We start from the raw sequence: 19,363 nt of genomic DNA, 5'->3' as shown, positions 1-19,363 counted from the left end.
ACTCCCCCACCACCCACCGCTCTCGACGATCTCACCGCCCGCGAAAGAGATGTGCTGCGTTGCCTCGGTGAGGGTTTGGCCAACGCGGAGATCGCTTCAACCCTGTTCATCACCGAGGCGACGGTGAAGACGCACGTGTCGCGGGTGCTGATGAAGCTCGGCCTGGAATCGCGGGTGCAGGCTGCCATCTTGGTACGCGACTTGGGCGGGGTGTGAGCGTCAGATCCTGGCCTCCGGCGGTCGACGAGCGTGCGCCGTCACGGGATCAGCACGATCTTTCCGTGCGTGTGGCGCTTCGCCAGCTCTCGGTAGGCCTCGCGCACCTGAGTCAATGGGTATGTTGCGGCGACGGGGATCACGAGCTCTCCGGTCGCGATCGACGACGCGAGCCGGCCCAGCGTAGCCGCACTCTGTGCCTGCGCCTGGCCGTCGCTCTTGACGCCGAATTCCTCGACGGCCGCGAAATCGATGATCGTATTGATCCGATCGGGAGCCACACCGAGTTCGATCGCCAATGCGACGTATCCGCCGCCGAAAAGGTCGATGAAGGCGTCGATACCACCGCCTGCTGCGGCCTCGATACGTTCGCGCTGACCAGGGCCGTAGGTCACCGGAATCGCCCCCAGCGAGGCCAGCCAGGCGTGGTTGGCCTCACTCGCGAGGCCTATCACCGTGGCGCCGGTCGCCACCACAAGTTGCACCGCAACGGTTCCCACGCCACCTGCCGCACCGGCAATGACCACCACTTCACCACGAGTCGATGCGACCGCGGCGACTGCAGCGGTCGCGGTGAATCCGACGACGGCCAGACCGCCGGCCACCTCCCATCCGACTTCGGCCGGTTTCACGGCCAGTTGCTCGGCGTCGACGACGACGTATTCGGCATGACTGGCCCGGTCGTCGGTCCACCCGATCACCTCGTCCCCCACAGCCACACCGGTGACTCCGGAACCGACATCGGCGACCACGCCGGCGAAGTCGGTGCCCTCACCGGAGGGAAAGGTCGCGGGCCAACGTTCGTGGAACACACCCTCGCGGATCGCTACCTCACCGGGATTGATCCCTGCGGCGCGCACATTCACCAACACCTGACCGGCGCCCGGGGTCGGCGTCGGCACCTCGGCGACGTAGAGCACGTCCACACCGCCGTAGGTGTCGAATCGCACTGCCTTGGAGAGCTTGTCTGCGTGGGACATGACGCGTCCTCTTTCTGGGGGTCGATGGTTCTGTGGGTCGGTGCGCCATCGACGCCGACACCGCAGTCAGTACACCCCGAGGTGGCTGCCGACCACCATGGCCGAGGCGCTCGTCCCACATGTCCGAACGTCTCATCGTATGGACGCTCAGTGCATGCAACGCTAGATTCGACGGTGTGGACGTCCTCGCCGACCTGCTGTCCCGCGCTCATGCTCGCGGTGCCATGTTCGGGCATTGGCAACTCACCGGCGAGTGGGGCCTGGAGTTCGACGAGGGCTTCAACCCCTTGTCGATACATACCGTGATCGGCGGCGATCTCACCGTCGAACGCGACGGGAAGCCGCCGGAGCGGGTACGCCAGGGCGATCTGATCGTCATCCGGGGTGGTCGTACGCGGTTCGTCTCCACCCCTGGCGCGCCGGCGATGAGCCTGACACGGGCACAGGCGGCAGGACCTGTGCCCGGCACCTCCCGAACATTTGCCCTGGGACCGGGCAGCCACGGGCCATGCACCGAAATACTCTGTGGTGCTTATCGATTCGAAGGTGGATTGTGTACGACACTACTCACGTCACTGCCGGACCTCGCGGTGGTGTCGAGCGCGGGTGATCGTCGACTGGGTGCACTGATCACATTGCTCGCCGACGAGATCCGCGCTACTGAACCCGGCCAACAGACGGTTCTCGACCGGCTCATCGACCTCCTCCTCGTCGCAACGCTTCGGGCGCTGTGGACGCGGGGCGATACGTCTGCACCGCAGTGGTATTCCGCGTTGGCCGACCCGGTCGCCGGGGCCGCATTGCGGGCGATGCACGCCGACCCGGCGCGTGCGTGGACAGTCGCCGACCTCGCCGCGGAAGCGAAGCTCAGTCGCGCGGCATTCGCCCGCCGCTTCACCACGGTCACCGGCGTACCGCCGCTGTCTTACCTCACCACCTGGCGGATGACACTCGCCAAGGAGGCCCTCGCCTCGTCTCCCACATCATTGGCCGCGATCGCCGGACAGGTCGGCTATGCCGACGAATTCTCTTTCGCCACAGCGTTCAAACGCGAGGTGGGCGAAGCACCGGGCCGATTCCGTGCCCGGGTCGACGCCGCCGACCGAGCGTGACCACTGCCCCGCTGCCCGGCGCAGTGCATCGCGGTACCGCCTCAGCACCCACCCGCCGGCCGCCCGGCGAACCGGCCCTGCAAGAAGGTCCACGCGTCGGCGGTGAACGGCCCGAAGGCACGGAGGTGATCGTCACCTCGGTAGACGTGCACCGCCGTGGAAAGCCCACGGCTGCAATAGCTTCTCGCAAGTCCGACGACGTCGCCGACCAGCATCACCCCGTCCCCACGGCCGTCGGCGTCGCCGATCCCGAGCATCATCGGCGTGCGCGGAGTCCCGACCGATCCCATGACGTTGGCGGCGATGGCCGCCGGAATACCGGGGACGTCGAGCAGGGACGGGTATTGCGGCTTGAGCAGCGACGCATCGGTCAAGCCCGGATACTTACCGAGGAAGTCGTTGATGCACTCCCCGCGAATCTCATCGAGAACCTGTGTTCCCTTGGGAGACAGGTACTGTCCGATGCCGATGTCGTAGGTGCGGTCATAGACGTCCATCAGCGCCGGGATGACCGCCGACCACCGCGGCGTGCCGTTGACGTAGGGCAGGTTGTGTGCCGGGTTCACGAGCACTCCGCCGGCCGCGGCACCGACCAGATTCAGCTCGGGAGCGTAGGCCGGGGCGAGTTCGGCGCCGAAGCCGGTGGGGATGGAGCCACCGGAATAGCCGAACAGTCCGACCGGCGTGGACGCCGGGACACCCAGATGACGCTCGGCGGCACGGATGCTGTCGAGCGCCGCATACGCCGATTCCCGGCCGATCGTCCACCGCAGTTGCGGCCCTTCATAATCCGGCACCACGACGGTGTATCCCGCGGCGACCATCGTGGTGATCATCGCGAGATCGATGGGCGCCGCTTGTGACGATCCGCCCCGGAGCGTGTACGACGGATCGCATTGACTGCCGAGCGCATCGTAGAACTCGTGATAGGACACGATCTTTCGCGCCGACCCGGGCGCAGCACCAGGCGGGGAGATGATGGTGGTCACCGTCGACGACGGTCTGCCGAACGTGTCGGTCGTCCGATACAACAGCTGGGTCGCCTGCGCCGGCAGGCCCGTTCCGGCGTAGCCGAGGGTAACCTCACGCTGGCGCAGGATGGCGCCCGGCCGTGCCGACGAGAGCCCGGCAGGCGGTGTGTAGAACGGGTCGGCACTCGGCGGGGCCGGCGGCGCAGCGTGGGCCGGCCCGGCCGACAGTCCCCCCGTCACCAATGCGCACAGTGCGAGGAACACGATCACTACGAGAGCGCGGCGCCGCGCACGTCCGGGGGTCGACATGCCAGTCATTGTGTCGTGCGGGCGCCGACTGCGTGCAGTGAACGCCTCAGCCCGCCGCCTCCACATTCGCCACCGCCGACGACACGGCGAGGATGATGGCGCCGGCGATCGCCACCAAGAACGCGACGCCGGCCACCACCGCCCAGCCGTGCCGGACGGTGTCGCCGAGCAACACGATGCCCGCCACACCGGGCACCACGGTCTCCCCGACCACCAACGACGCCGCGGCGGCGCTCACCGACCCGGTCTGCAGAGCGATGGTGAACAAATAGAACCCGCCCACCCCGCACACCACAACCGCGTAGGCGGCCGGATCGGTCAACAACCGGCCGAGGTCGAACGGGGAGACGCCGTCGACGACGCGCACGGCGATCGCGAGAACCCCGAACAGCACGCCACCGAGCAGTCCGGCCCCGACGGCGACACGCGCACCGGAGAACCGCATCACCACCAGACCGAATCCGATCAGCACGGCACCGGCGATCAGCACACCCCAGTGCAGGGATCGTCCGGCGTCGTCGTGGCCCTCCTCGCCGGCCGCGATACCGAGAACGGTGAGCGCGGCGATCACCAGCACGATTCCCGTCCAGTCACGCACCGACAACCGCGCGTGTAACACCACCATCGCCAACAATGCGGTGACCACCAGGTTCGCCGCGATGATCGGTTGCGCGACGAACAATGGCATGGTGCGCGCCGCAACCATGTTCCCGATGAATCCGAGAGCGTCGAGAACGAAGCCGATCAGGAAGGAGACGGTGATCATCGCCGCGAATGTCGAGGCTGCGCTCGGCACCTCGTCTTGCTGTGCACCGTCGTCGACCTCGGCGGCGCCACGGGCCTGTAGTACCGACGCGGTGCCGTAGGCCAAGGCGGCGAGGACGGCGGCGACGAACCCGACGATCACGCCTCAGTCCTTGCCGGTGCCGTGGTCGGAGCCCGATTCCAATGCCGTACGCGGCGTCGCGGATTCGAGCGGACGCGGGCGATGCTCGTGGTGGTAGGCCGCCGCCTCCGCGTGCTCGACGGCCTGCACCGCGCTCGACGACGACACGATGACACCGCCGATGACCGCGGCGATGAACGCGATGGTGGTGGGGATCTCCCAGCCATTGGTGATGGTGTCGCCGAGCAGCAGGATGCCGATCGCACCCGGGATCACCGTCTCGCCGACGACGAGCGCGGCGGCGGCACCGTTGACCGAACCGGTCTGCAGCGCAACGGTGAACAGATAGAAGCCGAGGATGCCACTGAAGGCGAGTCCGTAGAGCGCCGGGTCGGTGAGCAGATGCGACGCAGAGAACGGCGAGAGGCCGTGCAAGACACGCGAAGCCACCGCCATGACGCCGAACATCGCACCGGCGACGAGCCCGGTGGCCGAGGCGATGTGCTTGTGCAGCACACGCATCAGCACCAGTCCGAGGCCGAACAGCAGGAACGTCGCGACCAGCGTCGCCCAGTGCATCCATTGCTCGTTGCGCGTTCCCTCGGGTCCGGCGCCGACGGCGAGCAGGACGAGCGCGGCGATGACGACCGTGCCCGCGATCCAGTCGCGCGTCCGCAACGACACGTGCAGGATCACCATGGCGAGCACCGCGGTGACCACCAGCCGCGCGGCGATAATCGACTGCGAGAGGAACAACGGAATGAGGCGCGCGGAGAGAATCGTTGCGCCGAACCCGATCACGTCGAAGAAAAGGCCCAGCAGAAACGGCCACTTGATCATGGTGCGGGCCGTGGATCGCAGACTCGGGTGCGCCCGCTTGGCGGCCTTGGTCGTCGTCGCGGTCGCCGTGCCACCGGCATTCGCCGGGGCGGCGGCGCGCTGTTCGGCGGCCTCTCGTCGTGCGGTCCATTCGGCGGCCATCGACTGCAGGACCGCGGCCAACGCGAACGCCACCGAGCCGATGACCGCGGCGATGACACCGGGCATCATCGCGCTCTCACCGCCATCTCTCGCCCTGCCGTTTCCACGCGACTGTCATCTCTGCGCGACCGTCATGTCATGCCCATCTGTGCGCTGCCGATCCCGCCATCATGCCGGGGCCAGCACCTCCGTGCCGACAAACCGGGCCAACTCCTCGGGCAGACGTACCGAGCCGTCGGGCTGTTGATGGTTCTCCAGGATTGCGACGAGCCAGCGGGTGGTCGCCAGCGTGCCGTTGAGGGTCGCGGCGGTCTGCGGTTTGCCGGATTCATCGCGGTAACGGATCGAGAGCCGACGGGCCTGGAACGTCGTGCAGTTCGACGTCGAGGTCAGCTCGCGGTAGGTGTTCTGTGTCGGAACCCATGCCTCACAGTCGAACTTGCGGGCTGCCGAGGATCCCAGGTCACCACCGGCGACGTCGATGACGCGGTAGGGCACGTCGATCGCGGCGAGCATCTCCTTCTCCCACGCCAGCAGTTTCTGGTGTTCGGCCTCGGCGTCCTCGGGTTTGCAGTAGATGAAGCCCTCGACCTTGTCGAACTGGTGCACGCGGATGATGCCCCGGGTGTCCTTGCCGTAGGAGCCGGCTTCGCGGCGGAAGCACGTCGACCAGCCGGCGTAGCGCTTGGGCCCGTCGGACAGGTCGAGGATCTCGTTCATGTGATAGCCGGCCAACGGCACCTCCGAGGTGCCGACGAGGTACAGGTCGTCGTCCTTGTCGAGGTGATAGACCTCGTCGGCGTGGGCGCCGAGGAATCCGGTGCCACCCATGACCTCCGGGCGCACCAGCACCGGCGGGACCATCAACGTGAAGCCGTTGGCGGTGGCCTTCTGTGCGGCCATGGTGAGCAGACCGAGCTGCAGCAGTGCGCCCTGCCCGGTGAGGAAGTAGAACCGCGACCCCGACACCTTCGCGCCGCGCTCCATGTCGATCAGACCGAGCGACTCGCCGAGTTCGAGGTGGTCCTTCGGGTTCTCGATGGTCGGCGGCTCACCGACGTGCTCGAGCACCACGTAGTCGTCCTCGCCGCCGGCCGGGGCGCCCTCGACGATGTTGGAGATCGCGATGTGTGCCGCCTGCGACCGTTCGTCGGCCTCGTTCTGACGCGCGACTGCGGCCTTGACCTGCTCGGCGAGTTCCTTGCCCTTGGCCAGCAGCGCGGTCTTCTCCTCGCCCGAAGCCTTGCCGACCTGCTTGCCCAACGCCTTCTGTTCCGAACGCAGGGAGTCGGCCTCGACGATCGCCGCACGTCGCGTGGCGTCGGCGTCGAGGAGTTGGTCCACCAGACCCGCGTCTTCGCCACGAGCCTGCTGCGAGGCGCGGACACGGTCGGGATCTTCGCGCACAATCTTGAGGTCGATCACGATGTCAAACCCTACTTGAGCAGGCCGGGCCCGCCCGGATCAGGAGTGCCGCGCTCAGCGCCGGCTCAGCGGTTCCACAGGGCGAGATAATCGTCGCGCCCGAACATGACGGCCGTGTCGTGGGCGGTGGGTGTGCCGGCGTGCGGGTCGGCACCCGCCTCGAGCAGGGTCGTGACGACGTCGTCATGACCCTTGAACACCGCACCGGCCAGCGGGCTCTGACCACGATCGTTGGCGAGGTTCACGTCGGCACCGTGGGCGGCGATCGCGGCGACGGCGTCGGCGCGGCCGTGGTAGGCCGCGAGCATCAGCAGCGAGTCACCGGACTGATTGCGCAGGTCGACGGGCACTCCGGCGTCCAGATAGGCCGCAAGATCGGCGGCCACGCCCCGGCGGGCCAGGTCGAACAGGCGGGTCGCCAGTGCGACGACCTCCGGATCGATCTCGTCGGGTTCGGGACTCACCCGGCCGAGTGTAGGTACGACGGGGCCGTGGCGCCCTCGGTGATCGCCGAACCACCAGGCATCATGGAGGACGATGAGTGACGAAGCCCACCGCGACGAGGCGGACGAGGACCAGGCGAACGAGACCGTCGACCTGAGCAAGTCCGGCGATCGGGCGGCGAACGAGCAGACCACCCAGTTCGCGCCGATCGCCGACGACACCGCGACCCGACCACAGGCGTGGTCGGCGGCCAGGGCGAGCGACGACGCGGACGCCACCGATTTCGAGGACGACGCTGATCTCGAGCCCGCCGACGAGGACCCCGATGCGCCCCCGGCCGACTCCCGCGGATGGCTGCAGCGCAATGCGGTGCGGGTCGGGCTCGCCGCGATCGTCGTCGGCGCCCTCGTTGCCGCCGGGGTGGCGTTCGCCATGGGCACATTCAACGATCGCGGCAGCGTGGGCGGCACCGACATCGGGCAGAGTGAACGCCTCGCGGAGAACGCCTTCACCCGATCGGTCGCCGGGGACTGCCTGACCTGGCCGGAGAACCGGCCGGGTGATCCGGCGAAGGTCGACTGCGCCACCGAGCACCGGTTCGAGGTGGCCGGCGCCCTGAACACCGCGCTGCTGCCGGGGTCGGAGTTCGGCGACTCCGCGGCGTGGCCCGGGCCCGAGCGATTCGGCCAGATCCGCGACGAACAGTGCCCGGTGATCGTCAACCGCTACCTCAACGGTCGCCTCGACCCCGATGGCCGGTTCTCGGTGGGACTGATGTACCCGTCGGATCAGCAGTGGGCCAAGGGAGCTCGCGAGTTACGCTGCGGTCTGCAGATCACCGGCGCCGACGGCACGCCACAGTTGTTCTCCGGCAAGGTCGGCGAGCAGGACCAGTCCTTCCAGTGGCCGGCAGGCACCTGCATCGGCATCGATGCCGCAACGCGTCGCGTGACGTCGCCGCCGACGGTGGTCAATTGTTCGGAGCCACATGCCTTCCAGACCACCGGCATCGTCGATCTCGCACAGCGTTTCGGTGACGCCACCTCGGGGAAGCCGTGGCCGGGCGAGAAGGCGCAGAATGAGTATCTGACGACGATCTGCCCCGGTCAGGCCGAGCGATTCGTCGGCGGCAAACAGAAACTCGATGCCACCACCCTGAACACCCAGTGGTCGGTGATCAGCGAACCCCGATGGCTGTCGGGAAGCCGAAAGGTCGTGTGCTTCTTGGGACTTCCCGACCGCGGCGGGTTCGCGACCCTCGTCGGCGACGCGCGTGGCACCGTCCTGGTCAACGGCAAGGTCCCGCAGCCGCCCGCGCCGGGCCCGTCCGGGCGCGCCACCCCGACGCCGGTACCGCTACCGCCGGGGGTCACCCCCAACCCGTTCGAGACCGCGGCCCCGGCCGGGTAGGGACCGATGACCGTACACATGCGCGACGAGGAATTCGAAGAACTCGTCGGCGACGCCCTCGACGCGATCCCGTCCGAGCTCACCGACGCGATGAGCAACGTGGTGATCCTGATCGAGCCGCGCAACCCCGATTCCCCGAACATCCTGGGACTGTATTCCGGTGTGGCACTGACCAAACGGACCCACGACTACGGCGGATTCCTGCCCGACACGATCCACATCTACCGGGAGCCGATCCTCGCCATGTGCCACACCCGCGAGCAGGTGGTGCGGGAGGTGGCGATCACCGTGATGCACGAGGTCGGGCACCATTTCGGTATCGACGACGAGTGGCTGCATGCCAACGGGTGGGGCTGAGTGCCCTTCCTGCGTTGCGGGCGGTTCATAAGTCGCGGGCGGTTCAGCCCATCGGGTTGTCGCCCACCGAGTCGTCGGTGACGACAAGCGGCTCGTCGACGGCCTCGTCGAACGGCGCCCGGGTGGCGCCCCAGCGATGGCACACCCACAGACCGTCGCGATACTCGAGTTCGACGCTGCCGGTGTTCGGCAGATGCGTTGCGGCGGCAAATTTCCCGTCGATCCCCGCCAACCGTGCGGCGACGAGTCGGATGGCCGCACCGTGGCTGACAACGACCACGTCGGTGGCGTCGGGACCGCTCAGGTAGGTGGCGGCGAGTTCGTCGATGGCCGGCAGGTAGCGGTCGTAGACCATCTGCAGCGATTCGCCGCCCGGAATGCGGGTGTCGGGGGCGCCGGAGTACCAGGCATCGAGGACATCCCGGAACACCCCGTGCGCCTCGTCGTCGCTGCGGTCTTCCAGTTCACCGGCCTGCACCTCGTGGATGCCCTCGACGATGCGCGGCTCCACCTCCCACACCGAGCTGATCAGTTCGGCGGTCTGCTGCGCGCGCCGCGCCAGTGAGCTGACCAGGACGGCCGGGCGCTGCGGGTGTTCGGCGATGATGCCGCGGTTCTCCAGACCGTATCGAACACCTTGGCGGACACCGAAATCGGTGAGGGCGGCTCCCGGTAACGCGGTGTCGAGACGACGCATCACATTAGACGTCGTCTCACCGTGCCGTACCAGGTGCAACCGGGCCATCAGTCCTCTCCTCTGCGTATCCGGGCCAACCACTGGGCGTCGGCGTCATGGTCGGGCGGCGGGGTGCCACCACCACTGCCCATCGGCCACGAACCGAGAAACGTTATCCGCTCGGAGCGCCGGTGCAGTGCCTGCAACGCCTCGGCGACCGCGGCGTCGTCGACGTGGCCCACCGCATCGAGGAAGAACCGGTACTGCCCGGGCATCGTCACCCCACGTTCGAGGTCACGCCGCGGTCGGGACTGGATTCGGGTGAGATCGATTCCCCGCGAGGCGAATTCATTCATCGCCGACATGAGGCTGCCGGGCTCGTTGGCCAGTTCGAGGATCACCGACGAGCGGTCCGCCCCGGTGCGTGGCAGCGGCGCCGACGGACGCCCGATGAGCAGGAATCGGGTGACGGCGTCGGCGGCATCACACCCCCCATCGGCCAGCACCCCCAGCCCGGATGATTCGGCGGCGAGCCGGGTGGACACCGCCGCGTCGGCACGCCCGTCGGCGGCGTCGACCGCGGCCGCCGCGTTGGACGTCGCGGTGACGAATTCGGCTCCCGGGAAGAGCTTTTCGATGCTTTCCCGCACCTGCGCCGAGGCCACCGGGTAGGCGGCGATGGTGCGCACATCGGCGGCGGCGGTGCCCGGACGGGCGGCGATGGTGAAGGCGATGTCGAGGTCGCATTCGGCGAAGACCTGCACGCGCGGCACCACGGCGCGGGGGTCGGGCACCAGCGCGTCCATCGTGGCCGGCACCGACCCCTCCAGCGAGCTCTCGATCGGCACGCATGCGAACTCGGCGCGACCGGATCGGACCGCATCGATGGTGGCGACCGGACTCTTCTCGGGCTGCTTGTCGATGTTGCTCGCGGTGCCACCGGTCAGTGCAGACAGAAGTGACGCGTCGGCGAGGAACTTGTCGAGGGCCATCTCGGTGAAGGTTCCCGGCGGGCCGAAGTACGCGAACTGTGTCACGACAAGAGCCTAATCGAGAACGCTGCCGCGATCGCCTCAGCGCGAGTCTCACCATTGACGACAGACGGATCGAGTTTTAGGTTAGGGTTACCTTCATTCCAATTGGTTCGGCGACGAACCGCGGGTACCGCAGCACGACCAGTGAGGATCGCCATGACACGTGCCATCACCGACCGCCCGTCGGACGCCGAGGTGATCGCGACGGCCTGCCGCCGGGCCGATGCGGCCATGCTTGCCATGGAGGATCCGACACAAACATCGAGCAGTGAACCGACACCGGTGGATCTGGTGCATCTGTTCGAGTCGCAGGCGTTCCTCCTCGTCCCCACCGACTGCGAGGCGATCGTCATGGCCGGCGATGCCGCCGACGGAGTGCCGGCGATGGTCGAGATCACTGACTGCGCACCCATCGACCTGCGCGAACGCGTCCGATCACTGGTCTGGCTGAACGGCACCGCCCACGCAGTGCCCCGCAACCTCGAGCGTGACCTGGCCGTCGAGATCGCGACCGAGCACCCCAACGGCGGCCTGCTCGACATCGGTCACGGCCGGTCGATGATCCGACTGCAGGTCGATCGCGCCGTCGTCGCGAGCAGTTCTGGTGCCGCGGCCGTCGCGGCCGGCGAACTCGCCGTCGCCGATCCCGACCCGTTCTGGGAGTACGAGGGCGAGTGGATCGCCCACCTCGACGCCGACCACGCCGACGTCGTCGGCCAACTCGCCCGCAAACTCCCCCGTGACCTGCGCAAAGGCCGCGTGCGTCCGCTCGGGCTCGACCGCTTCGGCATCCGCTTCCGCGTCGAGGGAGCCGACGGCGACGCCGACGTCCGCCTCCCCTTCCCTCGCCCGGTCACCGACGTCGGCGAACTCTCCCGCGCACTCCGCTCCCTGGCCGGCTGTCCGTTCATGAACAGCCTGCCGGACTGACCATCCCCGGTGCCGGTATCGGGCGCCAGCCCATCCCCGCGGCGCCAGCCCATCTCCGATGGTCGAGGTCTTCTTTTCGATGGTCGAGGTGCGAGGCGCCCCAGGCGCCGAGCCTCGAGACCCCAGTAAGCCGACAACGAAACACCACTCCCGATCACTCCTCCCCACCTCCATGCGTCCTGCATGATGGCTGCCATGTGGCGCCAACTCGTCGGTTTTGCGGTGTTCGCCGGAGCGTTGTCGGTCTTCGTCGCGGCGATCAGCGGACAGGGCTTCCCCGGAATGGGCTGCTCGGTGATGTGGGGATCGGGGTTGTGCGTGAGCTCCGGCGACTCCGGCATCTGGAGGTCCCTGGCCATCACAGCAGCAATCGGCGCGTTCCTCGGCCTCCTCCTCGGAGCGGTGTTGTGGTGGGCAGGCGTCCGCGTCTCCGGAGCGCCCGACAATCGACTCGGCCGTGTGGTGTGCGCAGGTCTGCTCGGCGTGATCGTCGGATTGTCGCCGGCGCTTGTCATCGTTGGCACCGCCTTCGGCGGACGCGTCGACTACGACGTGACCACACAGCTGGCCGCATACGGGATCAGCGCCGTCCTCGCCTACGTCCTCGGCGTCGCCGCCGTCTACCTGGTCCTTCGAATGTCGAGGGATTCCCGCAGGGAGACAACGGCATTGGCGACCGCAGTCGCATTGCCTCTCGGTGCGGCCGCCGCCACTGGGTCCGGTGTCGCAGTCGCCCGCCACCTCGGCTACACCACCGACACGACGACCTGGGTAGCGACCGTTCTCGCCGCGACCGCCGTCGTCGCCGCGACCTTCGTCCTCGCCCGTGGCTGGGCACTACGGTCGGGACCGGCCGGAAACGCCGCATCCGACCAGGATTCTCCGCAGCCGGCCCTGTGACCGACCGCTCTGACCTGTTTTCAGTCATTCCCGAAGTAGCTATGGCGCAAAAGCCCAGGTCAGATCTCGCGCCTACTTTCAAAATGACTGAAAACAGGCGATCGACGGGATCGAGCGGTGGCTGCGACGACCGCTCCGGCGAAATCACTTGACTAACTATTCTTCACTTGAGAATATCAAGCGCATGCGTAGCTACGGCCAGTATTGCGGGCTCGCTCGATCGCTCGAAGTGGTCGGCGGCCGATGGAACCTGCTGATCGTTCGCGAACTTCTGATGTCCCCGGCTCGCTATCGCGATCTCCTCGACCGGCTTCCCGGCATCGCGACCAACCTGCTCGCCGGTCGACTCCGCGACCTCGAGACCGCCGGCGTTCTCGAGCGCCGCCTGACGGGCACGGGCAGCACCGTCGAGTACGCGTTGACGCCGTGGGGCGCGCAGCTACGCGAACCGATCGAAGGCTTCATCCGCTGGTCGACTCCGTTGATGATCCGCGGCCCTGAGGGCGACGAATTCCGGCTCGAATGGCTGGCCCTCGCCGTTCCGGCGTTGCTCGACAGGCGCGTGACCGACCGCTCGGCCCCGACTATCGGGCTTGACGTGGGTGACGAACCGCTGCAATTGCGAACGACGCGTTACGGATTCGAGGTCTTGCCGCACGCCGGTCGCGACCTCGTCGCCACGGTGCGTGCCGAGCCTGCTTACATCCTCGGACTGGCCGCAGGCGCCTTCACTCTCGACGACGCACTGATGCTGTCGCTGATCAAGATCGACGGCGACGAGTCGGCGGTGCGGTCCGCGTTTGCCGGGTGAGGTAGCAGCCCGGTTAATCGGCATCGACCGAAAACCACTTTCACCGAATCGCTTCCAGACTTACGGTGAAGGAATGTCGACAACAGGAGTGGTCACCGTCTGGCACCAGGCCGAGGGCTGGGGCATCGTCGAATCCCCTTCCCTGCCGGGTGCCGCCTCGGCTGACTCGTTCCGGATCAGGGGCGAAGCTGTCGCCGACCACAGCGTTGGGCCCCTGTTGGGTTTCCGGCCGGGAACCGAGGTGGAGTTCGAATACTCACGTGCCGAAACCCCGGTTAACGGATGCGATTTCGTCGTCCACGCCGTGTGGCCGGTCGGAGTCACCCCGCGGAAGCGTTCTCCCTCTCCGTATTCGGGAACGTTGTGGAACAGCGTCGGCAAAGCCGGACCCGACGGCTTGACGACGATGCGTGAAGATTCCATCGACGACTCGCAGGTTCCGCGCGTGGAGAAACCGAGTCTGCCCAGCACCGTGGGTACCGTTCGCGTCTGGCACGGCGAGGATGGTTGGGGTGTGCTCGATTCCGTGGCCACACCGGGTGGTGCGTGGGCGCACTTCAGCGAGGTCGTCGGCGACGGCTTCCGCTCCCTGACCCCTGGGCAAAAGGTGGAGTTCGAGTACGAGAACAAGGGCCAGGACGGATACCCGTACCGGGCAAACAACATTCGCAGTCGCTGAACGAGGACACCCGAGGAGAGGATCCAGCACATGTCGGTACAGCCGTGCTCTGATGAGGCGGCGGCGCAGTGGATCCTTGATCAGGACCGCGAGTGGTATGACCTGACGGCACGCGGTCCACTCGGGTATGAACAGACCGCGCGTCTTCGGTTCATCCCCGATCCCGCCTATGTCGGTCAGCGCGAGAGCGATGCCGTGATTCCCGACGACATAGCCTCTGGCCCAACCGAACTGTGGCAGGTTGCCGTCGCGACGTCACTCCTGCGAAGCCACACCGGCACTCCCGACGACTGCTACTTCCTGATCTGGGAGGGGTGGCCCTATCCGGAGTACAAGTCGACAACCGCCGCGAAGGTGGACCTGCGCGGCGGGGTATTTGATTCCGAGACGATCGTCCGCAGCTACTACCTATTTCGCGGCAGCTCAGATCTTTTCGCGTCGACCGAACCAAGTGAGCCAGGTGCGCACCAACGGCCGCCTCTGGAGAAGCTGCTGCCACTACCTTCGTTCATCTGGCCGAGCGATCGCGCCTGGTGCATCACCAAAGACGTCGACCCACATTTCGCAAGCATCGGCGCAAACACCCGGTCCGTCGACGAGTTGCTTTCGGACACTCGGATCGACGTCGTCGTGGACGAGCCCACGAGCGAACCACCTCGATACACCTGACTCATCGGCTCACTGGGTACCGGGCATCGCCCCACGTCTCCCCCTTCTCGCCTGTTTTCAGTCATTCCCGAAGTAGCCTCGGCACAAAACCCCAGGTCGCCGCGCTCGGATACCTCACCCGATGACTGAAAACAGGCGACCGACCGCACACAACGTCCCACCAGCACCCCTACCCTTCAGATCTCCGCGCCTCACACACCCGCCCCGTAGGCTGACGTCTCATGCGACTCTCGTCCCTCGTGCGTCCCGCGGCCCAGCAGGTCGTCGACGTGGTCACCGACCAGCGCGAGCGCCGCGGGCTGATCATCGAGTTGGTGATCGTCGGCATCCTCACCTTCGGCTTCTCGGCGATCTCGGCAATCCTGTCGCTGATCGAGCTGCAGATGACCAGCGGCGTCGGCAACGCGACGGTGGCACTCAATCCCAGCCAGTCCACGGTCGGCGCGATCGATTTCCTCCGACAACTCATGAGCGCCGTCCGCCTGTATGCGATCGCTGCTCTGGGCGCGTATCTGCTGTGGCGCGGCGGCGTCATCCTCGGCCGTGTGGGCCTCGGCCGCATTCGCACCCCCGACATCCCGCCCGGCCTGCTGCTGGCCGCAGTCATCGGCCTGCCTGGCCTCGGATTGGTGGCGGCCGCCCGCGCACTGGGTATCAACGCGCACCTCGTCCCCAGCGAGCCCGGGCCGTGGTGGCATTGGGTGCTCTACATCCTGCTCGCGATCGGGAACGCGGCCGCCGAGGAGATCGTCGTCGTCGCGTATTTCATCACGCGACTGCGCCAACTCGGACTGTCGGAGAACGGGTCACTGGCCGCCAGCGCGATCCTGCGTGGCGGATATCACCTGTACCAGGGCGTCGGCGCGGGCATCGGAAACGTGGTGATGGGACTGATCTTCGGCCGGTACTACCAGCTCACCAACCGGGTATGGCCGCTGGTCATCGCGCACGCCGTCATCGACGTCGTCGCATTTGTCGGATATGCACTGCTGCACAACCACCTGTCGTGGGTGGGATGAGCTGCGCCCGCTGCGTCAACGACCCCGAACACAACCGCACGAATGACACGGACACGCCTGAGCCGTCGGTAAATTCAATGAGGTGAACCAGCCAGAACCGCCGAATGCGGGACGCCGCGGCGGTCCTCCACCCGCCCCGCCGCGGCGGAATCCGGCACCGATGGGACCGCCCCCACCGCACCAGGGCCCCCGGGGCCCGTACCCGCCTAGCCAGTTCCCGCGTGGCGCCGATCGCCGACCCCCGGTTCCGCAGAACCCGCGACCGTCCGGACGCTCCACACCTCCAGCACCCGATGCCGCCGACCCGACGCGCCGGGTCGCGCCACCGAACCGTCCGCGCGGTGATGTCTACGAACCACCGAAGGCCTATTCGGGTGTCCCCGGGTACGCGCCACCACAACAGCCCGAGCCGATCCCCGGGCGCGAGCGCCCGACCCGCAAGCCTGTGCCGGCGCAGAGCCGTTCGGCCTCCGACGCGCCGCCGCGCAGGCCGCGTCCCGACGCCCCACGTCCGGTCGCCCCCAAGGAACCCGAACGCCGCAAACGCGCGCTGCGTCGTCCGCGTGGCACTCGACGATTGACCCGCCGCAGGGTCGGAACCATCCTGCTGGTGCTGCTGCTCGTCGTGGTGATCACGCCGGTGGCGTTGATGTTCTACTACGACTCCAAACTGCACCGGGTCGACGCACTCGCCCCGTACGCCGGCAAGCCCGCGAGCACCCCGGGGACCACCTGGCTGATCGTCGGCACCGATGCTCGCAGCGGCCTCACCGAGGAGCAACGCAAACAGTTGTCGACCGGTGACGACTCGGGAGCGCGCACCGACACCATGATGTTGATCTACAAGCCGCCGTCGGGAAAGGCGACGATCATCAGCATCCCGCGTGATCTCTACGTCCCGATTCCCGGGCAGGGCAGCCATAAGATCAACGCCGCCTTCAACTTCGGCGGCCCGACCCTGTTGATACAGACCGTCGAAGGACTGTCCGGGGTGCACATCGACCACTACGCCGAGATCGGGTTCGGCGGGTTCGACACCCTCGTCGACGCCGTCGGCGGTGTACACATGTGCATCGATACCCCACTGCGAGACCCCAAGGCCGGGTTGAACCTCAAGGCCGGCTGCCAGACCCTGAACGGCACACAGGCATTGGGCTTCGTGCGCACCCGCGCCTTCGCCGACGCCGACCTCATGCGCGTACAGAACCAACGAAAGTTCTTGGCGGCGTTGATGGCCAAGGCGACCAGCCCATCGGTGCTGTTGAATCCGTTCCGGTTGTTCCCGTTCGTCAACGGCACGGTCGATACCCTGACCGTCGACAACGGCACACACATCTGGGATCTCGCGCGGCTCGCGTGGTGGCTACGCAGTTCACCGCAGACGATCACCACCCCCAACGGAGGTCCCGTCGACACCGACGACGGCAGTTCGTTGGCCGTCGACGACACGACAAAACAGTTCTTCGACGCTCTGCGTCAGGGCCGGCAGATCCCCCCGGAATACCTCAACCAGCCGACTGGCTGACCCGATCAGGGAAGCCCAAAAGGTAGGCGAGACTTGCCTTTCTAAGGCTTCACTGGGATGAAATGCCCTGCTCACGCCCTCTACCCTGTCCGCTATGAGCACTCCCGAACGCACCAAGTTCCACCAGTTGCTGCACGATCAGATCGGCAATGAGTTCGCCGCGTCGCAGCAGTACATCGCCGTCGCGGTCTACTACGACAACCACGACATGCCGCAGCTGGCCAAGCACTTCTATGCGCAGGCCGTCGAAGAACGCAACCACGCGATGATGGTCGTGCAGTACTTCCTCGACCGCGACATGGAGGTGGAGATCCCCGGAATCGATGCTCCGCGAAACGATTTCGCTGACTACCGGTCACCCATCGACCTGGCTCTCGAGCAGGAACGCCGGGTGACGCAGCAGATCGTCGACCTGGCCAAGTCGGCCCGCGACAGCGGCGACTACCTCGGCGAGCAGTTCATGCAGTGGTTCCTCAAGGAGCAGGTCGAGGAGGTCGCCACGATGACGACGCTGCAGACCATCGCCGAGCGCGCCAACGGCAACCTGTTCGATATGGAGAACTTCGTCGAGCGCGAGGTGAACGGCCCGGCCGCACCCGATGCCACGGCCCCCACCGCGGCCGGCGGCAACCTCTGACGATCCGCCGTCATCCACCCTGCCCGAAGTCCGAATAGTCGGTTTCGTTCCCCTATCGGAAAGAAACTCTGCCGATATTCAGCCATTCTTCAGCAGCGTCGGGCAGGGTGGGCCCATGGCTTCATCGCGTATGAACCCTCAGAGAGGCATCAGCTCCCGAGCCGACCGACGCACCACGGTGCCACGCTGGTTCGCCGCCATGGCAGCGGTGTATGGAACGGCCGTGACCTTCCTGGCCGTGGCGTTCCTGCTGGGGGCGAGTACGTGGTCGCATTCGGCCAGCGGCAGTGCCATCGCCGACGGCTTCGCCCGCTGGTGGCCATCGGCGAGCCTGGCCGCGGCGATCGTGGCGATCGTCCTGGTCACCTTCGGTGCCGCCGCCTCGCGTCGACGCCGCACCCGCGCGCGGGCGCGCTTGCCACGCGTCTGACAACACGAAGCGCGTTGCGCATCGGCGCAGCGTGATCTGATCAGCGCAGCGTGACCTGCCGACCGCGGATGCCGTCGCGCGAACTGCGTTCCTCGATGGTCAGCTCAGTGGTCTCGGCGAGCGCATCGGTGAGCCACCCGTCGAACTGATCCAGCGCGTCGTACCACTCCTCGTGATGACGCTCGTTGTCGAGGTCGAACACTGGCACCAGCAGTCCGTGGGTGCGGAACGATCCAGCGAACCGCGAGCCCTCACCCAGGGTCAGCCGCCCCGCGGCGTGCAGACGCGCGAGGGCGGTCATGACGTCGTCCTCCGGTTCGGGTCGGACCCAGCGCAGGTGGGCTCGTTCTCCGGCATCGACCCACCAAGGCGCCCCGTTGCCGCTGTCGACGTGCATGCGTGCGGTGGGCAACACGGTCTCGTTGGCGCGCTCGAGCATCGCCGCGATCTCCGGCGGCACCTCGTTGCCCGGCGGGAACCACCATGAGAAGTCGTTGTGCACGATGATCGGCAACTGCGCATCGACGTCGAGGATGTCGGCGAGCTCGGGGCCGTCGGCCTCCTCCCCGGTGTGCCGGTACTCGTTGCCGGGACCGGTGTGTGCGGCCCATTCGATGGCGGCCGCGAGCGCCCGATTCAGGTCGTCGGGGTCGGGGTCGGTCTGTAGCGCCGCCAAACCCTCTGTGGCGCCGCGTACTTCACGGGTGATCGCCGCGACCGCGCCGGGCAGGATGGTGGCCAGCACGACATTGTTGCGCGTCGCATCCGGTGCCGGCGGAATTGGCGTGGTGTCGTCGGGCATCACCGACGTCAACTCCGGTTGCGGTGGTCCCGGCTCGATGAGGTCGAGCACCGCGGTCGCCGACGGGACGAAGGCGCGCAACGCCACCAGGTCGCACTCGGCGGCGAGGCCGGCGAACGGGCGCGGCGACGGCGCGAGCGCTGCCGCCGCCCGCGCCTTG

General features: G+C 67.2%; 22 protein-coding genes. 13 read left to right on the top strand and 9 right to left on the bottom strand.

What is annotated here, in order from left to right; all coding sequences use genetic code 11:
* Positions 1-216 (top strand): response regulator transcription factor (locus tag B1964_RS00970; RefSeq protein WP_139765573.1); only part of this gene is annotated, 216 nt, incomplete at its 5' end.
* Between the two features lie 41 nt (positions 217-257).
* On the opposite strand, the gene B1964_RS00965 is transcribed toward B1964_RS00970, so the two are convergent.
* On the bottom strand, positions 258-1,196 hold the full coding sequence (locus B1964_RS00965; RefSeq protein ID WP_079928456.1) for an NADP-dependent oxidoreductase: 939 nt from the start codon (positions 1,194-1,196) through the stop codon (positions 258-260).
* A gap of 176 nt (positions 1,197-1,372) precedes the next feature.
* Here B1964_RS00965 and B1964_RS00960 point away from each other — a divergent pair, with 176 nt between their 5' ends.
* Positions 1,373-2,308, top strand: a complete 936-nt coding sequence (locus B1964_RS00960; RefSeq protein ID WP_216354218.1) for an AraC family transcriptional regulator — start codon at positions 1,373-1,375, stop codon at positions 2,306-2,308.
* A 41-nt stretch (positions 2,309-2,349) separates the two neighbouring features.
* Here B1964_RS00960 and B1964_RS00955 read toward each other — a convergent pair whose 3' ends face one another.
* The 5 genes from B1964_RS00955 to B1964_RS00935 form a co-directional block, all read right to left on the bottom strand.
* Positions 2,350-3,549, bottom strand: a complete 1,200-nt coding sequence (locus B1964_RS00955; protein ID WP_079928454.1) for a lipase family protein — start codon at positions 3,547-3,549, stop codon at positions 2,350-2,352.
* 85 nt (positions 3,550-3,634) lie between these two features.
* The gene (locus tag B1964_RS00950) at positions 3,635-4,495 is read right to left on the bottom strand and encodes a DMT family transporter (RefSeq protein ID WP_079928453.1); all 861 of its coding nucleotides are present in this window, start codon (positions 4,493-4,495) and stop codon (positions 3,635-3,637) included.
* A gap of 3 nt (positions 4,496-4,498) precedes the next feature.
* Entirely contained in the window at positions 4,499-5,524 is a 1,026-nt protein-coding gene (locus B1964_RS00945) for a DMT family transporter (protein WP_014358464.1), read from the bottom strand.
* Positions 5,525-5,623: 99 nt separating this feature from the next.
* Positions 5,624-6,880, bottom strand: coding sequence for a serine--tRNA ligase (gene serS / locus B1964_RS00940; RefSeq protein ID WP_014358463.1), 1,257 nt, complete (start codon positions 6,878-6,880; stop codon positions 5,624-5,626).
* 65 nt (positions 6,881-6,945) lie between these two features.
* Positions 6,946-7,344 (bottom strand): ankyrin repeat domain-containing protein, encoded by a 399-nt coding sequence (locus B1964_RS00935; RefSeq protein ID WP_079928452.1) that lies wholly within the window; start codon positions 7,342-7,344, stop codon positions 6,946-6,948.
* 73 nt (positions 7,345-7,417) lie between these two features.
* On the opposite strand from B1964_RS00935, the gene B1964_RS00930 reads away from it, so the two are divergent.
* Positions 7,418-8,734 carry a septum formation family protein gene (locus tag B1964_RS00930; protein WP_079928451.1) on the top strand — a complete coding sequence of 439 codons (1,317 nt, stop codon included), beginning with the start codon at positions 7,418-7,420 and terminating at the stop codon, positions 8,732-8,734.
* 6 nt (positions 8,735-8,740) lie between these two features.
* Positions 8,741-9,091, top strand: a complete 351-nt coding sequence (locus B1964_RS00925) for a metallopeptidase family protein (protein WP_079928450.1) — start codon at positions 8,741-8,743, stop codon at positions 9,089-9,091.
* A 43-nt stretch (positions 9,092-9,134) separates the two neighbouring features.
* On the opposite strand, the gene B1964_RS00920 is transcribed toward B1964_RS00925, so the two are convergent.
* Both B1964_RS00920 and pheA read right to left on the bottom strand, forming a co-directional pair.
* Positions 9,135-9,836: a histidine phosphatase family protein gene (locus tag B1964_RS00920; protein WP_079928449.1), complete on the bottom strand. Its 702-nt coding sequence runs from the start codon at positions 9,834-9,836 to the stop codon at positions 9,135-9,137.
* Positions 9,836-10,804 carry a prephenate dehydratase gene (gene pheA / locus B1964_RS00915; RefSeq protein ID WP_079928448.1) on the bottom strand — a complete coding sequence of 323 codons (969 nt, stop codon included), beginning with the start codon at positions 10,802-10,804 and terminating at the stop codon, positions 9,836-9,838. Before pheA ends, B1964_RS00920 begins: the two co-directional genes overlap by 1 nt.
* A 153-nt stretch (positions 10,805-10,957) precedes the next feature.
* On the opposite strand from pheA, the gene B1964_RS00910 reads away from it, so the two are divergent.
* The 9 genes from B1964_RS00910 to B1964_RS00870 all read left to right on the top strand — a co-directional run bounded on the left by B1964_RS00910 (position 10,958) and on the right by B1964_RS00870 (position 18,401).
* A complete protein-coding gene (locus tag B1964_RS00910) occupies positions 10,958-11,731 on the top strand; it encodes a DUF2470 domain-containing protein (RefSeq protein ID WP_079928447.1) in 774 nt (257 codons plus the stop codon).
* A 195-nt stretch (positions 11,732-11,926) separates the two neighbouring features.
* Positions 11,927-12,631, top strand: coding sequence for a hypothetical protein (locus B1964_RS00905; RefSeq protein WP_231386805.1), 705 nt, complete (start codon positions 11,927-11,929; stop codon positions 12,629-12,631).
* A 184-nt stretch (positions 12,632-12,815) separates the two neighbouring features.
* Positions 12,816-13,442, top strand: a complete 627-nt coding sequence (locus B1964_RS00900) for a helix-turn-helix domain-containing protein (protein ID WP_079928446.1) — start codon at positions 12,816-12,818, stop codon at positions 13,440-13,442.
* Between the two features lie 73 nt (positions 13,443-13,515).
* Positions 13,516-14,121, top strand: a complete 606-nt coding sequence (locus B1964_RS30640; protein WP_026920406.1) for a cold shock domain-containing protein — start codon at positions 13,516-13,518, stop codon at positions 14,119-14,121.
* A gap of 30 nt (positions 14,122-14,151) precedes the next feature.
* Positions 14,152-14,790, top strand: a complete 639-nt coding sequence (locus B1964_RS00890; RefSeq protein WP_079928445.1) for a hypothetical protein — start codon at positions 14,152-14,154, stop codon at positions 14,788-14,790.
* A gap of 221 nt (positions 14,791-15,011) precedes the next feature.
* Entirely contained in the window at positions 15,012-15,809 is a 798-nt protein-coding gene (locus tag B1964_RS00885) for a CPBP family intramembrane glutamic endopeptidase (RefSeq protein WP_079928444.1), read from the top strand.
* A 445-nt stretch (positions 15,810-16,254) separates the two neighbouring features.
* Positions 16,255-17,334, top strand: coding sequence for an LCP family protein (locus tag B1964_RS00880; protein WP_079928443.1), 1,080 nt, complete (start codon positions 16,255-16,257; stop codon positions 17,332-17,334).
* 94 nt (positions 17,335-17,428) lie between these two features.
* Positions 17,429-17,971 (top strand): ferritin, encoded by a 543-nt coding sequence (locus B1964_RS00875; RefSeq protein WP_006369170.1) that lies wholly within the window; start codon positions 17,429-17,431, stop codon positions 17,969-17,971.
* Between the two features lie 115 nt (positions 17,972-18,086).
* Complete coding sequence (locus B1964_RS00870; RefSeq protein ID WP_133092131.1) at positions 18,087-18,401, top strand: hypothetical protein; 315 nt, start codon at positions 18,087-18,089, stop codon at positions 18,399-18,401.
* Between the two features lie 40 nt (positions 18,402-18,441).
* Here the strand turns inward: B1964_RS00870 and B1964_RS00865 are convergent.
* On the bottom strand, positions 18,442-19,363 hold a 922-nt coding region (locus tag B1964_RS00865), incomplete at its 5' end, for a DUF5926 family protein (RefSeq protein ID WP_079928442.1).

This window comes from Gordonia sp. i37 (genome assembly GCF_002043085.1).
Classification (GTDB): Bacteria; Actinomycetota; Actinomycetes; order Mycobacteriales; family Mycobacteriaceae; genus Gordonia; species Gordonia polyisoprenivorans.
This window is presented reverse-complemented; position numbering and strand designations above follow the sequence as displayed.

What these genes read in the sequence shown, in the direction of transcription:
- B1964_RS00965 (WP_079928456.1), bottom strand. Translation starts at nt 1,196, where the DNA reads ATGTCCCACGCAGACAAGCTCTCCAAGGCAGTGCGATTCGACACCTAC.
- B1964_RS00925 (WP_079928450.1), top strand. Translation starts at nt 8,741, where the DNA reads ATGACCGTACACATGCGCGACGAGGAATTCGAAGAACTCGTCGGCGAC.
- B1964_RS30640 (WP_026920406.1), top strand. Translation starts at nt 13,516, where the DNA reads ATGTCGACAACAGGAGTGGTCACCGTCTGGCACCAGGCCGAGGGCTGG.
- B1964_RS00875 (WP_006369170.1), top strand. Translation starts at nt 17,429, where the DNA reads ATGAGCACTCCCGAACGCACCAAGTTCCACCAGTTGCTGCACGATCAG.
- B1964_RS00900 (WP_079928446.1), top strand. Translation starts at nt 12,816, where the DNA reads ATGCGTAGCTACGGCCAGTATTGCGGGCTCGCTCGATCGCTCGAAGTG.
- B1964_RS00920 (WP_079928449.1), bottom strand. Translation starts at nt 9,836, where the DNA reads ATGGCCCGGTTGCACCTGGTACGGCACGGTGAGACGACGTCTAATGTG.
- B1964_RS00910 (WP_079928447.1), top strand. Translation starts at nt 10,958, where the DNA reads ATGACACGTGCCATCACCGACCGCCCGTCGGACGCCGAGGTGATCGCG.
- B1964_RS00890 (WP_079928445.1), top strand. Translation starts at nt 14,152, where the DNA reads ATGTCGGTACAGCCGTGCTCTGATGAGGCGGCGGCGCAGTGGATCCTT.
- B1964_RS00905 (WP_231386805.1), top strand. Translation starts at nt 11,927, where the DNA reads ATGTGGCGCCAACTCGTCGGTTTTGCGGTGTTCGCCGGAGCGTTGTCG.
- B1964_RS00870 (WP_133092131.1), top strand. Translation starts at nt 18,087, where the DNA reads ATGGCTTCATCGCGTATGAACCCTCAGAGAGGCATCAGCTCCCGAGCC.
- B1964_RS00930 (WP_079928451.1), top strand. Translation starts at nt 7,418, where the DNA reads ATGAGTGACGAAGCCCACCGCGACGAGGCGGACGAGGACCAGGCGAAC.
- B1964_RS00885 (WP_079928444.1), top strand. Translation starts at nt 15,012, where the DNA reads ATGCGACTCTCGTCCCTCGTGCGTCCCGCGGCCCAGCAGGTCGTCGAC.
- B1964_RS00945 (WP_014358464.1), bottom strand. Translation starts at nt 5,524, where the DNA reads ATGATGCCCGGTGTCATCGCCGCGGTCATCGGCTCGGTGGCGTTCGCG.